This window comes from Pseudomonas graminis (assembly GCF_013201545.1).
GTDB lineage: Bacteria > Pseudomonadota > Gammaproteobacteria > Pseudomonadales > Pseudomonadaceae > Aquipseudomonas.
The window spans coordinates 5,053,089-5,067,291 of the sequence record NZ_CP053746.1; the positions used below are offsets into that span (position 1 = coordinate 5,053,089).

General features: G+C 62.9%; 11 protein-coding genes and 1 pseudogene. 8 read left to right on the plus strand and 4 right to left on the minus strand.

Annotated elements, in window-relative coordinates; all coding sequences use genetic code 11:
* The first annotated feature begins 1 nt into the window (after position 1).
* The 8 genes and pseudogenes from FX982_RS22415 to FX982_RS22450 all read left to right on the plus strand — a co-directional run bounded on the left by FX982_RS22415 (position 2) and on the right by FX982_RS22450 (position 10,422).
* Positions 2 to 1,552 (plus strand): inactive transglutaminase family protein, encoded by a 1,551-nt coding sequence (locus tag FX982_RS22415; protein WP_172612645.1) that lies wholly within the window; start codon positions 2 to 4, stop codon positions 1,550 to 1,552.
* Positions 1,552 to 2,520, plus strand: coding sequence for an alpha-L-glutamate ligase-like protein (locus FX982_RS22420; protein WP_172613146.1), 969 nt, complete (start codon positions 1,552 to 1,554; stop codon positions 2,518 to 2,520). Before FX982_RS22415 ends, FX982_RS22420 begins: the two co-directional genes overlap by 1 nt.
* Positions 2,521 to 2,911: 391 nt before the next feature.
* Positions 2,912 to 3,931: pseudogene (locus FX982_RS22425) on the plus strand (FecCD family ABC transporter permease).
* Positions 3,928 to 4,692 carry an ABC transporter ATP-binding protein gene (locus tag FX982_RS22430; RefSeq protein WP_254074854.1) on the plus strand — a complete coding sequence of 255 codons (765 nt, stop codon included), beginning with the start codon at positions 3,928 to 3,930 and terminating at the stop codon, positions 4,690 to 4,692. The pseudogene FX982_RS22425 and the gene FX982_RS22430 overlap by 4 nt, the downstream one beginning before the upstream one ends.
* An 8-nt stretch (positions 4,693 to 4,700) precedes the next feature.
* Positions 4,701 to 6,812 carry a TonB-dependent receptor gene (locus tag FX982_RS22435; RefSeq protein WP_254074855.1) on the plus strand — a complete coding sequence of 704 codons (2,112 nt, stop codon included), beginning with the start codon at positions 4,701 to 4,703 and terminating at the stop codon, positions 6,810 to 6,812.
* Between the two features lie 17 nt (positions 6,813 to 6,829).
* Positions 6,830 to 7,891: an ABC transporter substrate-binding protein gene (locus FX982_RS22440; RefSeq protein ID WP_172612646.1), complete on the plus strand. Its 1,062-nt coding sequence runs from the start codon at positions 6,830 to 6,832 to the stop codon at positions 7,889 to 7,891.
* Between the two features lie 61 nt (positions 7,892 to 7,952).
* Positions 7,953 to 9,296 carry an aminodeoxychorismate synthase component I gene (gene pabB, locus FX982_RS22445; RefSeq protein ID WP_172612647.1) on the plus strand — a complete coding sequence of 448 codons (1,344 nt, stop codon included), beginning with the start codon at positions 7,953 to 7,955 and terminating at the stop codon, positions 9,294 to 9,296.
* A gap of 391 nt (positions 9,297 to 9,687) precedes the next feature.
* Positions 9,688 to 10,422: a phosphoadenylyl-sulfate reductase gene (locus FX982_RS22450; RefSeq protein WP_172612648.1), complete on the plus strand. Its 735-nt coding sequence runs from the start codon at positions 9,688 to 9,690 to the stop codon at positions 10,420 to 10,422.
* A gap of 123 nt (positions 10,423 to 10,545) precedes the next feature.
* Here the strand turns inward: FX982_RS22450 and cysB are convergent, their stop codons facing one another.
* The 4 genes from cysB to FX982_RS22470 form a co-directional block, all read right to left on the minus strand.
* A complete protein-coding gene (gene cysB / locus FX982_RS22455; protein WP_122534560.1) occupies positions 10,546 to 11,520 on the minus strand; it encodes an HTH-type transcriptional regulator CysB in 975 nt (324 codons plus the stop codon).
* Positions 11,521 to 11,671: 151 nt separating this feature from the next.
* Positions 11,672 to 12,166 carry a universal stress protein gene (locus FX982_RS22460; RefSeq protein ID WP_172612649.1) on the minus strand — a complete coding sequence of 165 codons (495 nt, stop codon included), beginning with the start codon at positions 12,164 to 12,166 and terminating at the stop codon, positions 11,672 to 11,674.
* Between the two features lie 94 nt (positions 12,167 to 12,260).
* Entirely contained in the window at positions 12,261 to 13,181 is a 921-nt protein-coding gene (locus tag FX982_RS22465; protein WP_172612650.1) for a 5'-nucleotidase, read from the minus strand.
* A 46-nt stretch (positions 13,182 to 13,227) separates the two neighbouring features.
* Complete coding sequence (locus tag FX982_RS22470) at positions 13,228 to 14,196, minus strand: putative 2-dehydropantoate 2-reductase (protein ID WP_172612651.1); 969 nt, start codon at positions 14,194 to 14,196, stop codon at positions 13,228 to 13,230.
* Positions 14,197 to 14,203: the final 7 nt, after the last annotated feature.

A 14,203-nucleotide genomic window follows, 5' to 3' on the forward strand; every position in this document is an offset into this window, starting at 1 on the left:
CATGCGCTCTCTTAACCTCCATCTGAAAATCCTGATCGCGACCCTCGTCACGCTGGGCATCGCGATCACGGCTTATCAGATATTGGCACTCGGCATTCCGGTGACCGAAGACGAAACCGACGACCTGTGGAACATCGACGCCAAGGTCGAGTTCATCGCCAACCCGAAGGACACGGTCAAGGTACAAATGTACGTGCCGCCCCTTTCGCGGGATTACATCAGCCTCAACGAAAGCTTCATCTCCAACAACTATGGCGTGAACGTCAATCGCGCCGATGGCAATCGCAAGGTGACCTGGTCCGCACGCCGGGCCAACGGCAACCAGACGCTCTACTACCGGCTGGTATTGACCAAGCGCTACAGCGGCGAGAAAGCCAAGATCAAAGGCCCGATCTTCCGCGACAGCATCGTTGTGGAAGGCCCGGAAAAAATCGCCGCCGACGCACTGCTCGCGCCGATCCGGCAGCACTCGGCCGACGTCGAAACTTTCGTCAGCGAGGCCATCAAGCGCGTCAACAACCTGAGCGATGACAACGTCAAGCTGCTGCTGGCCGGTGATACGTCGGTGCAGAACAAGGCGCGGATCACCGAAACGCTGCTGTCCATAGCGCACGTGCCGGTGGAGAAAGTCCACACGATCCGTCTGGTTGCCGATCAGCCGCAGTCACCCGAACTGTGGCTGCGCAGCTTCAATGGCAAGGACTGGCTGTATTTCAATCCGGAAACCGGCGAGGCGGGCCTGCCCCAGGACCGACTGCTGTGGTGGACCGGCAACGACAACCTGATCTCCGTGGAGGGCGGCAAGAAGGCCACTGTGAGCTTCAGCCTGAACAACAGCGAGATGAACGCCATTCGCCTGGCCAAACTGACCGACGAAAGCACCGACGCCGACTTCCTCGAATACTCGCTGTACAGCTTGCCGCTGCAAACCCAGCAGACCTTCATGATCATGGTGATGATCCCGATCGGCGTGCTGGTGATCCTGATCCTGCGCAACCTCGTAGGCCTGCAGACCCTCGGGACCTTCACCCCGGTCCTGATCGCGCTGGCGTTCCGCGAGACACAGCTGGGCTTCGGCATCGTGTTGTTCACCATCATCACCGCGCTGGGCCTGTCCCTGCGCTCGTACCTCGAACACCTCAAGCTGCAGATGCTGCCGAGGCTGTCGGTGGTGCTGACCTTCGTGGTGGTGCTGATTGCCGCCATCAGCCTGTTCAGCCACAAGCTGGGGCTTGAGCGCGGGCTGTCGGTGGCGCTGTTCCCGATGGTGATTCTGACCATGACCATCGAACGCCTGTCGATCACCTGGGAGGAGCGCGGCGGCGGCCATGCCATGAAAGTCGCCATCGGCACGCTGTTCGCGGCGTCCCTGGCGCACATCATCATGAGCATTCCGGAGTTCATCTACTTCGTGTTTACCTTCCCGGCCATCTTGCTGATTCTGGTGGGCTTCATGCTGGCGATGGGGCGTTATCGCGGGTATCGGCTGACCGAGCTGATTCGCTTCAAGGCCTTCCTCAAGGAAGACGCCGAGCGGGAAACCCCCAAATGATCGGCTGGTGGAAAACCTGGAAGGCGCTGGAAGCCAAAGGGATCATGGGCATCAACCGGCGTAACGCCGACTACGTGCTCAAGTACAACAAGCGCAGCCTCTACCCCATTGTGGATGACAAGATCATCACCAAGGAGCGGGCCATCGCCGCCGGCATTCATGTGCCCGAGCTGTACGGGATCATTTCCACCGAAAAGGAAATCGACAAGCTCGACACGATCATTGGCGGGCGCAGTGATTTCGTCGTCAAGCCGGCCAAGGGCGCAGGCGGCGACGGCATCCTGGTGGTTGCCGACCGGTTCGAAGAGCGCTTCCGCACGGTCTCCGGGCGCATCATCAGCCACGACGAAATCGAGCATCAGATTTCCAGCATCCTCACCGGGCTGTATTCCCTGGGCGGCCACCGCGACCGGGCGCTGATCGAATACCGGGTCACGCCGGATCAGATTTTCAAGAGCATCAGCTACGAGGGCGTCCCGGACATCCGCGTGATCGTGCTGATGGGTTATCCGGTGATGGCCATGCTGCGCCTGCCCACCCGGCAGTCTGGCGGAAAGGCCAACCTGCACCAGGGCGCCATCGGTGTCGGCGTCGATCTGGCCACTGGCCTGACGCTGCGCGGCACCTGGTTGAACAACATCATCAGCAAGCACCCCGACACCACCAATGCGGTGGATGGCGTGCAACTGCCGAACTGGGACGGTTTCATGAAGCTTGCGGCAGAGTGCTACGAGCTGTGTGGCCTGGGTTATATCGGCGTGGACATGGTGCTGGATCAGGATCGCGGGCCGCTGATTCTGGAGCTCAACGCCCGGCCGGGGCTCAACATCCAGATCGCCAACGACTGCGGGCTGACTCACCGCACGGTTGCCGTGGAGAAGCGGCTGGAAGAGCTGGCGGCGGAAGGTGTACACGAAAACCCGGAAGAGCGGGTCAAGTTTGCTCAGGGGTTGTTCGGGCACGTTTGAGTTTTTGTCTATTGATCTTGCGGATCGGTGATCCCCTAACAGATTGATGGCGAACATGCCGGCCTCTTCCCGGCTGAAGCCAGTCCTACAGGCACCGCGCGCATTTCGTAGGGCCGGCTGTAGCCGGGAAGGCATCATCCGTCACACCGCAAAATGGATGGCGCTCACACCGGCCCCTTCCCGGCTGAAGCCGGTCCCACTAGACCACCGCTCACATTCGTAGGACTGGCTTTAGCCGGGAAGACGTCAGTCGTCATTCCGCGAAACCCGAGCCGAACATCACCGCCGCTCCCCCCGATAAATGAAGATTCACCCCATGCGGCATTCCGTCCCTAGAGAAGCCTCGCCCATCGCTGTATAGTTTTTTACATACCGAAACAATGAGCAACAGATGTCCTCTCCCAGGCTGCACCCCACTCTGTTACTCAGCCTCCTGGCCTTGATCGCAACGGCCATCTGCGCGCTGTTGCTGGGTCGCTATCAAATCTCAATCCACGAATTCCTGATGTTCATCGCAACGATGCTGGGCATCAGCGACATGCCCGCCCACCGCTACGACCTGCTCCACAGCCTGATCATCGAGGCGCGCCTGCCTCGGGTCATTGCCGCGGTACTGGTGGGCGCCGGGCTATCGGTCTCGGGCGCGGCGTATCAGGGCGTGTTCCGCAATCCGCTGGTGTCGCCGGGCTAGCTGGGGGTGTTGAGCGGCTGCGCGTTCGGCGCTGCGCTGGGGATCATCTGGCACCTGCCGCCCCTGGCCATTGCGCTGGTGGCGTGCGTGACTGGGCTCATCGCCGTGGCGGTCGGTCTTGGCATCGCCCACATGTTCCAGACCCGCTCCATCCTGCTGCTGGTGCTCGGCGGTATCGTAGCGAACGCCCTCTTCACCTCGCTGCTGTCCATCGCCCAATACGTGGCCGATCCGGTCGATCAGTTGCCAAGCATCGTCTACTGGCTGCTCGGCAGCCTCAGCGCCGTCGACGTGCAGGCGTTGTGGATCATCGGGCCGATTCTGGCCGTGGCCATCGTGCTGTTGTGCCTGACCGGCCGCGCCATCGATGCGCTGTCCTTGAGTGATGACGAGGCGCTGAGCCTGGGCGTGCCGGTCGAGCAGATCCGTGGCGGCCTAATCGTGCTGACCACGCTGATCTGCGCACTCACTGTGAGTCTGGCGGGCATGGTCGGCTGGATCGGTCTGTTGATTCCGCACCTGGCGCGGCTGCTGGTCGGCCCCGGCAATTCACGCTTGCTGCCCCTCAGCGCCTGCCTGGGCGGGATCTTCCTGCTGGCGGCTGACGGCGTCGCTCGCAGCGTGTCGGCGGGCGAAATTCCCCTCGGCATCATCACCGAACTGTTCGGCGCGATCGCCTTTGTGCTGGTGCTGCATCGCGTGCGCAAGGGCTGGCTATGAAGCGCTTGCAGGCCCGCCAACTCAGCTATCGAGTCGGCGACCGCGTGATTCTCGACAACATCTGCCTGGACATAAAAGCCGGTGACAACATCGCGCTGCTGGGGGCCAACGGCGCCGGAAAAAGCACGTTGATGAAACTGCTGCTGGGGTTGCTGGCGCCCCACACCGGCGAGGTGCTGATCAACGGTCAACCGATGCGCGCGATGAAGCGCCGCGCCGTGGCCCGGCAGATTGCCTACGTGCCGCAGAGCCATGTCCCGAGCTTCCCGTTCCGCGTCGCCCACATCGTCGGCCAGGGCCGATTGCCCACGGTCGGACTGGGCCATGGGCCGAGCCGCGACGACAAGGCCTCTGTGCAGCAGGCCCTGACCGACTTGGGCATCCTGCAAATGAGTGAACGGCCGTACACCGAGCTGTCCGGTGGCGAGCGTCAGTTGGTGCTGATCGCCCGGGCCATGGTCCAGCGCGCCAATATCATCGTGCTCGACGAGCCGGTCACCGGGCTCGACTACGGCCACCAGTTGCGCCTGCTGGCCTTGCTCAAGCGCCTCGCCGCCCAAGGCATCAGCATTCTGTCCAGCACCCATCGCCCTGAACACGCCCTTGCCTCGGCCAATCGCGTGCTGGTCCTGCACGAAGGCCGACTCATCGCCGACGGCGCGCCCCACGACGTCATCGACAGCGCCCTCATGGCGCGCCTTTACCAGGTCGCCGTCGAGCAGATCGACACCGGCGGCCACCGCTTTTTTATTCCTTGCTGAGTGTTTACATGACCCGATTCTTCCCATCGCGCCTGGCCTTCGCGCCGCTGTTGTTTGGCGGCTTCGCCCAGGTCAGCCTGGCGCAAGAAATGACCCTCGCGCCGATGGACATCACCGCCGACCAGTCGATTGCTGATCGGGCGCGGGAGAAGTCGGCGACCCTCGGCCCCATGGGTGAGCGCAGGCTGCTGGACACGCCCTATTCCATCAGCGTGCTGTCATCGGAGCTGATCGACAGCCAGCAGCTGAAAAGCTTCAAGGACATCATCCGCTACATGCCCTCGGTGCAGGCCGACGGCGCCCGGCCGCAGACCCGGGGGTTGCAGGGCAGCGTGGTGCAGAACAGCCGGCTGGACGGCCTCAATGTGGTCTCGACCACCGACTACCCGGCCGAGCAACTGGGCGGCGTCGAAGTGCTGAGCGGGCTGTCGGGGTCGCTGTATGGCCCGGCGAATCCGGCCGGCACCTTCAACCTGCTGTCGAAACGACCGACGGCTTTCACCCGTAATCGGGTGACGGTCGGCGTAGGCACCGGGCTGACCTGGCTCAAGGCCGCCGACCTGAGCGGCCCGTTCGATCCGGACGGCAAGATCAAATACCGCCTCAACGTGGCCGACGAACAGGGCCACAGTTATGCCCCTGGCAGCACGTTGCGCCGGCAGCTGGTGAGCCTCGCCACGGACTTCCAGATCAGTGACGACAGCGTCATCGAAACCAACGTCAGCCACTACAACTACCTGTCCAAGGGCCTGCCGGGCAAGTTTGCCGTCGCCTCGGGCGTGACGCTGCCCCACGCGCCGGACCCGACCCGCAGCAACCTCGGGCAGAATTATTCCGGCGACAACAACACCACGGACACCGCCAGCGCGCACTTCAAGCACGACTTCGACGGCAACTGGAAACTCGACGTCGGCGCACTGCGGCAGATCGCCGACCGTGAATCCACTGCGGTGACCAACACGCTGATCAATAACGCCGGCACCTACCGCAGCTCGGTGGCAAGCGCGACCGCCAGCCGCTTCACCATCAACAGCTATCTCGCCAACCTCAACGGCAGCGTCTACACCGCCGGCATTCGCCATGATTTGACCGTCGGTGTCACCGGTTTCGACTGGGACAACTACAACCCCGTGGCCGGCGGCACGAAAACCCTGGGCACTGCGTCGTTGAGAAACCCGGCCGGTTTCGACGAGCCGGATTTCCCCGACTTCACCGACCGATACCACTCGGCCAACGCCCGCCAGCGTTCCTTCGTGCTGGGCGACACCCTGACGCTCACACCGAAATGGAGCCTGATGGTCAGCGGCAGCCAGAGCCGTCTGACCGCCGACAACTATTCTCAAGCGGGCGTCCACACGTCATCCCGGGACTCGGGCATCAGCACGGCAAGCAGCGTCATGTACAAGCCGATGGACGACCTGACGCTGTACCTGACCTACGCCGACAGCCTGCAACAGGGCGACAGCGCCGCGGCCGGCAGCAGCAACGCCGGGGAGATCCTGTCGCCTTATCGCAGCCGGATGTGGGAGCTGGGCGGCAAATGGGTCGCGCGCGGGGTCAACCTGTCGCTGGCGGCGTTTCAGATCAAACGCCCCTTCGCCTACACACAGCCGGATAACGTCTATGCCGTGGCGGGGGATCAGCGCAATCGCGGGGTGGAATTCCTCGCCGACGGTGACCTGACTCAAAATCTCAAGATGTTCGGCGGCATCACCTGGCTGGACCCGAAACTGCTGTCCACTGGCAACGAAAGCACGGAAGACACGCGCATTGTCGGGTTGTCGCGAGTTACCGCCAGCCTGTTGACCGAATACCGCATCGATCAGGTGCCGGGCCTCGCGGTCAACCTGAATGCCCGTTACGCCAGCGCCCGCCCCACCGACGACAGCAACGATCACTGGGTGGGCAGCTATAAGACCTTCGATGCCGGCGCCAGCTACAGCACCCGGTTGATGAAGCGCGACACGGTCTACCGGCTCGAAGTCACCAACCTGGCCAACGAACGCTACTGGACCAACATCGTCCCCGGCGGGCTGAACGGCTACACCGGTGCCGGGCAAGCCAGCGCGACACCGGCCGCGCCGCGTATGGTGCAGGCGTCGATTCAGGTGGACCTGTGAAGATACGGCAGCTCGGCATGCGCCGTTTGCTGAGCGGTGTGCTGCTTGTCAGCCTGAGTGCGAGCGTCGTGGCAGGCGATGGCGGCAACAACGCGCCGGCCAGCGCGCGTGAATCCAGACAGGTGCAGGACGACAGCGGTCAACCGGCGAACGTGTCGGCCGAACCCGCGCGCATCGCCGACGCCTGGTACGCCCATCATGTGCTGCTGATGACCCTGGGCGCCGGTTCGCGCATTGTCGCGACGGTCAACCATCCCGAAAGCCAGCCGTGGATGTTCAAGGTCCTTCCGGCGCTCAACCAGGCCACGGCCATCGAGGGCACCGCGTTCAATGCCGAGACCTTGCTGGCCGAGCACGTCGATCTGGTGTTCACCGCCCTCGGCGATCGGCAGGCCGTCGCCTACCGCCAGCTCGGCCTGCCGGTCATGCAGATGGGCTACACCGACCTGGCCGGGCTGAAACGCTCGATGCTCAACACGGCCGAGGCCCTTGGCGGTGCTGAACCACGCACGCGGGCCCTCGCCTACAACGGGTTTCTGGATCAGCAACTGGCATCGGTCAATGACGCAGTGGCCGGCATCCCGGCGGAGCAACGACCGAAAGTGCTGCACATCGCGTCGGTCAATCCGCTGAAAGTGGACGGCGCCAACACGCTGATCGACGACTGGATCAAGCTCGCCGGAGGCCGAAATGCCGCGACGGGGCTCAAGGGCAATCTGCAGATCGTGTCGGCTGAGCAGTTGCTGGCCTGGCAGCCGGATGTCGTCCTCCTCGCGGCCAGCGCAGGCCGGCTGGACCAGGCAGCGCAACCGCATCTGCTGAACCAGCTTGCGGCCGTGCGCAACGGGCGCGTGCTGCGCAACCCTGCCGGGGTTTTCCCGTGGGATCGGTACGGCACCGAAGTGGCGCTTCAGGTTGCCTGGGCCGCGCAGCAGTTACATCCCGCGTTGTTTCCGGACGTGGACATGGCGGCACAGACAATGGACTTTTACCGGCGCTTTTTCGATTTCCCCCTCACGCCTGACGATGCCCGCAGAATTCTGCAAGGCGAGCCGCCGGTGACTGCGCCTTCCCCCTAGGACTCGACCTTGGGGAAGACTACAATCGCCATCCTCGCGCACTGACTGATCCACGCCTCGCATGCCAACTTGCTCCGTACATCCACTGCCCTATCACGCCGACCCCAGCGGTTACTTCGCCCGCGTGCGCGTTGCCCCGGGCGCCGTGCTGCTGGACAGCGGTCGTCCAACTGCGGATCGTGGCCGCTTCGATCTGCTCAGCGCCTGGCCGCTGGACACCCTGCAGCCGGTGGCGGAAGAATCCGGTTCGGCCTTTCTTCAGCGCCTGCGTGAATCACTGGCGCGCCTCGGTGAAGCCGAGCTACCCGAGCACTGCGCGCTGCCGTTCGCCGGCGGATTGCTCGGTTATCTGGGGTATGACTTCGGCCGTCTGTTCGAACCTCTCCCCGATCAGGCCATCGACGACTTGCACCTGCCCTCGGCCCGGCTGGGGCTCTACGCCTGGGCACTGATCAGCGATCACCACGAGCACACCAGCCAGTTGGTGTTTCATCCTGCCCTTGATCAGGCCGAACGCCAGCGCCTGATCGCGCTGTTCGAGCAACCGGTGGCGCAACCGGACTCATCGTTCACGCTGACAACGCCCTTTGCACCGGACATCGATGCCGAGCAGTACCGGCAGGCCATCGAGCGGATTCACGCCTACATTCAGGCCGGCGACTGCTATCAGGTCAATTTCGCCCAGCGCTTTCGCGGTCAGTACATCGGTGATCCGTGGGCGGCGTATCAAGCGCTGCGAGTGGCTTGCCCCACGCCGTTCGCCGGGTTTTTAACGTTGCCAGGAGGCGACGCAGTGTTGAGCCTATCACCGGAGCGATTCGTCAAAGTCAGTCAGCGTCAGGTCGAGACCCGGCCGATCAAGGGTACACGGCCGCGCGGGCGGGATGCCGATGAGGACGCCGCATTTGCTCAGGAGTTGCTTTCGAGTTCGAAAGACCGCGCCGAGAACCTGATGATCGTCGACCTGCTGCGCAACGACCTGGGCCGGACCTGCCGCATCGGTTCGGTAAAAGTGCCGGAGCTGTTCAGCCTGGAGAGCTATCCCAACGTGCATCATCTGGTCAGCGCGGTGACGGGCGAACTGGCCGAGGGCAAGGACGCGCTGGACCTGATTGGCGGCAGTTTTCCCGGCGGCTCCATCACCGGTGCACCGAAGATACGCGCCATGCAGATCATCGACGAACTGGAGCGCAATCGTCGGGCGCTGTATTGCGGTTCGTTGATGTACCTCGACGTGCGCGGCAGCATGGACAGTTCCATCGCCATCCGCAGCCTGCTGGCCAAAGACGGCCAGATGGCCTGCTGGGGCGGCGGCGGCATTGTCGCTGATTCGCAGTGGGAGGCGGAATATCAGGAGACCTTCACCAAAGTGCGGGTGTTGATGGAGACGCTTGAGGGGTTGTGAGAGGCGTGGCGGGTGTGATGACCCGAGGTGATGGTAGGACTCCCGGTCGAGCAGACACTGCGGTGCTGGGTGGCAAACACCGTACATGTGAGAGTGACCGGGGTGGCGCTCCACCTTGCTCACGAAGACGCCAGGACAGCCAGCCACTTTCTCTGGGAAATGACAGTAAGCATTCGCGAGCAAGCTTGCTCCCACAGGATCGTGGGTCGCCTCAGAAACTCGGCCGGTTCGTTGGACTTGCGGTCGCCGCACCATGAGCGTTCTTTCCGCGCTTGCTCCTTGCTTCTCGCCCCGCCCAATCCCCGCTTTCAACCAAACGGCCCGACGTTTTTGTTACCATCTGCGCCATTACGAGCGCCTAAGCGCCAGCCCTGATCAGGAAGCCGCCCAGATGAACCACCCTTTCGACGTCGACGACATCGCCGCCACCTACGCGAACAAATCCCCTTCCGACATTCTCAAATTCGCCTTCCAGCACTTCGGCGACGACCTGTGGATTTCCTTCAGCGGCGCGGAAGACGTGGTGCTGGTGGACATGGCCTGGAAAATCAACAAGAACGTCAAGGTGTTCAGCCTGGATACCGGCCGGCTGCACCCGGAGACCTATCGCTTCATCGATCAGGTTCGCGAGCAGTACAAGATCGACATCGACATCGTCAGCCCGGACCGCGAGAAGCTGGAGCCTATGGTCAAGGAAAAGGGCTTGTTCAGCTTCTACCGCGACGGCCATGGCGAGTGCTGCGGGATCCGCAAGATCGAGCCGTTGCGCCGCAAGCTGTCCGGCGTGAGCGCCTGGGCGACCGGCCAGCGTCGTGATCAGAGCCCGAGCACGCGTAACAACGTCGCCGTGGTCGAAATCGACAGCGCGTTCTCAACCCCGGAGCGCACGCTGTACAAATTCAACCCGCTGGCCCAGATGAGCAGTGCCGACGTGTGGAACTACATCCGCATGCTCGAACTGCCCTTCAACACCCTCCACGAGCGCGGCTTCATCAGCATCGGCTGCGAACCCTGCACACGCCCTGTCCTGCCGAATCAGCACGAACGCGAAGGCCGCTGGTGGTGGGAAGAAGCGACGCAGAAGGAATGCGGGTTGCACGCCGGGAATATGATCGCGAAGTCCTGAGAGCAAATCGCAACGTTGTAGGAGTGAGCTTGCTCGCGATGACGGTCTAGCACGCGGCATTCAGCGTCTGAACCGACGCATCGCGAGCAAGCTCACTCCTACAGGTTTTGCGTGCGCAGCCTATCAATGCTCCGGCAGTTCAACCCCGGCAAACAGCTCTTCCAGTTCCTGTTTGTTGTGGCACTGAATGGCCTTGGCCATGACGTCGCGGGTCAGGTGCGGGGCGAATTTCTCGATAAAGTCGCACATGAAACCGCGCAGGAAGGTGCCGCGGCGGAAGCCGATCTTGGTCACGCTGGCTTCGAACAATTCGCTGGCGTCGAGCACCACCAGATCGCTGTCCAGCTTCGGGTCGACCGCCATTTTCGCGACGATGCCGACGCCTAATCCCAGTCTCACGTAGGTTTTGATCACGTCCGCATCGGCGGCGGTGAACACCACTTTCGGCGTCAGGCCGCGGTGGCTGAACGCTTCGTCGAGTTTGGAACGGCCGGTGAAGCCGAACACGTAGGTCACGATCGGGTATTCGGCGAGAATCTCGAGGGTCAGCTTCGGCACCTTGGTCAGCGGGTGGCCCTGGGGCACGACCACGCAGCGGTTCCAGGTGTAGCACGGCATCATCACCAGATCGCCGAACAGCTCCAGCGCTTCGGTGGCGATGGCGAAATCGACCGTGCCGTCGGCGGCCATTTCGGCGATCTGCATCGGTGAGCCCTGATGCATGTGCAGCGCGACGTCCGGGTACTGCTTGATGAAATTGCTGATCACCGGCGGCAGCGCATAACGCGCCTGGGTGTGGGTCGTGGCGATGGACAGCGTGCCCTTTTTCTCGTTGGAGAATTCCTGGGCGATCTGCTTGATGCTCTCGACTTTGCGCAGGATCTCGCCGGCGGTGGTGATAATGCGCTCGCCTGCCGGGGTGACGCGGGTCAGGTGCTTGCCGCTGCGGGCGAAGACTTCGACGCCCAACTCGTCTTCCAGCAGGCGGATCTGCTTGCTGATACCTGGCTGCGAGGTGTAGAGGCTTTGCGCGGTCGCTGAAACGTTGAGGTCGTGGTGCGCCACTTCCCAGATGTAGCGCAATTGTTGAAGCTTCATATGTATCCCTCAAAGCCGGAAGACGCCACAGGCATCAGCGACGGTATATAACTGGATTATTGGTCAGGAAGGCAAAGCTAGAACTTTTTATCACTTTTATCCGGTAATGGCACGCAGCTTTTAACGCCCTTGGCACATTCCCGGAACGCGATCACGTTTGTGTACGACTTTGCAGCATCGGCACCATGTACACCGGCACGTCGGACAGTTGCAGGACCCGCGCGGCCGTTCGGCCAATCGGCGTATCCCCCTCTCCGCCGTGGCTGCGACTGCCCACCACCAACAGGTCGACACCCAGCAGGCGCGCCTGATCGAGTATCACATTGGATGGATCGCCCTGGACCACGCGAACGCTGCAGATCAGCGACAGGTCCTCATGCCCCTCGCCCAGCTCCTCGCGAAAACTGGCCATCACCCGCGCCTCGATGCCGTCGATGACCGTGTTGATGCCTTCGCTGTGAAGCGCTTTGAGCACGTCTGCGGCGAGGTAACTCTGCAGCACGGACTCGGCGAACACGCCCATCGGCTCTACCACATGCACGACGTGCAGTTCGGCATCGAAGGTACGCGCCAGGATCAGCGCATGCTGCAGCGTGTAGGGCGCATAAGCACCAAGGTCCGTGGCGTAGAGCATCGAGCGGATCATGGGACCCCCGGTCTGCCATTGAAGTGAAGACTTCATCAGCGTAGCAGCGCGTCGCGCATTCCGACGGCCGACTGCTGCTTTTCGGTCTAACGCCTCAGGGTTTTAGCTCGTTGCTGATGCCATGGGGCACGTGCCCGGTCGCCACGACGTCGCGCGCGCGCTCACAGTGGCCCGGTTGATCGTCAAAGAACACGTCCGCCGCGAAGGCTTCCAGAAACGCCGATTTGTCCAGGCCACCGAGAAACAGCGACTCATCCAGACGAATGTCCCACTCGCGCAACGTACGGATCACTCGCTCGTGAGCCGGAGCCGAGCGCGCGGTCACAAGTGCCGTACGGATCGGGCAGGACTCTTCGGGGAATTCACGCTGCAGGGCGTTCAGTGCCGCGAGGAAGGGTTTGAAAGGACCGCCGGGCAATGGCCGTCGCGCCGCCTCGCGCTCGTTGGCCTGAAACGCCTCGAGCCCACCGGACTGATACACACGCTCGGACTCATCGGAAAACAGCACGGCGTCGCCGTCGAAAGCGATGCGCAGCTCGGCACTGGCCGCGCGACGGGCGCCACCGGAGAGGATGGTTGCCGCGGCGAACCCCGCGTCCAGCGCACTGCGCACGTCGTCGGCGTGGGTCGAAAGGAACAGATGACTGCCGAAAGCGGCCAGATACGGAAACGGACTACGGCCGCCGACGAACGCCGCGCGGGAAATGTCGAGGCCGTAGTGCTGAATCGAATTGAACACGCGCAAGCCGGTGTCGGCGCTGTTGCGGGAGACCAGCACCACTTCCACCCGGGACTGGTTCAGGCTGGCATTCAGGCTCAGTAGTTTTTCCACCAGGCGGAACGCTTCGCCGGGCTCGAGGATTTCATCCTCGTGGTCGATCTGATACTGACGATAGGCCGCGACGCCGCTGGCCATGTAAACGTCATGGCTTTCGCGCAAATCAAACAGCGCCCGCGAGGAAATCGCCAGCACCAGCTTGCTCCCCGGGGTTTTAACGTTCAGCTCAGTGCTCATCAGTCTTCCTTAAAGCGGGAGGTGGGCAAGCGCACGGCAATCGCCGTCAGCGATTGCCGCGATCAATAAACGCCAGCGCGTGATACAGGGCGCGCACCTTGGGCATGTCGCAGCCGGCGGCGAGCGCAGCCGCGAGGGGCCGGGCGTAGATGGCATCGAGTTCCAGCGGGCGTTTTTCAGTCAAGTCGTGGTACATGCTCGGCCGGTAATCCGGCATATGGCCGGTGACCTTGAGCAGTTGCTCGGCATAGCCCTCCGGCAGCACGTGGCCGCATGCTTCGGCGCCCTGCACCACCTCCGCCATCAGGCCCTGGACCAGCGCGCGGCTGTCGGCATCGGCCATCAACGGCGTGGTACTGGCGTTGAGCAGCACGGAAAGCCCGTTGTAGGGTACGTTCCACACCAGTTTCTGCCAGCGCGCCTTGTCGAGATTGTCCATCGCCACAGAGTCGATGCCGGCCTGATGAAACAGTGACGCCCCCTCCTCGACCCATTTCCCGCGTGTAGCCGTATCGGCCGGCCCACTGTGGTAGCCGATATTCACGGCGCCAAAGGCCTGGTGGGTGATCCGGCCTGGCCCTGTTCGATGCACGCAAACAAAACACAGGCCGCCCATTAGATGAAGGGAATCCGGTAGCTCGGCCCGCAGCTCTTCCTCGACACCCAACCCGTTTTGCAGCAGCAGAACCCTGGCGTCCGGCGCCGCAGCCTGAACGATGACAGACGCGACGCCGCCGTTGCCGGTGGTCTTGGCCCCGATCAGCAGCCAGTCGCAGCGCGGCATGTCGGCGGCGGAGGCGTAGGCCTGGACATTTTCCAGCACTAACGGGCCGTGCACCTGACTGTCCACGCGCAGGCCGTTGCGGGCGACGGCGTCGAACTCGCTGCGCAACAGAAAATGCACATCAAAGCCGGCCCGGGCCAGCATCACGCCGTAGAAGCCGCCGATCGCGCCGGTGCCGATGATGCCGATCCGAGGTATGGTTGCGCTGTCGCTCGCTGCGCTTTCGCTCATGGAAACT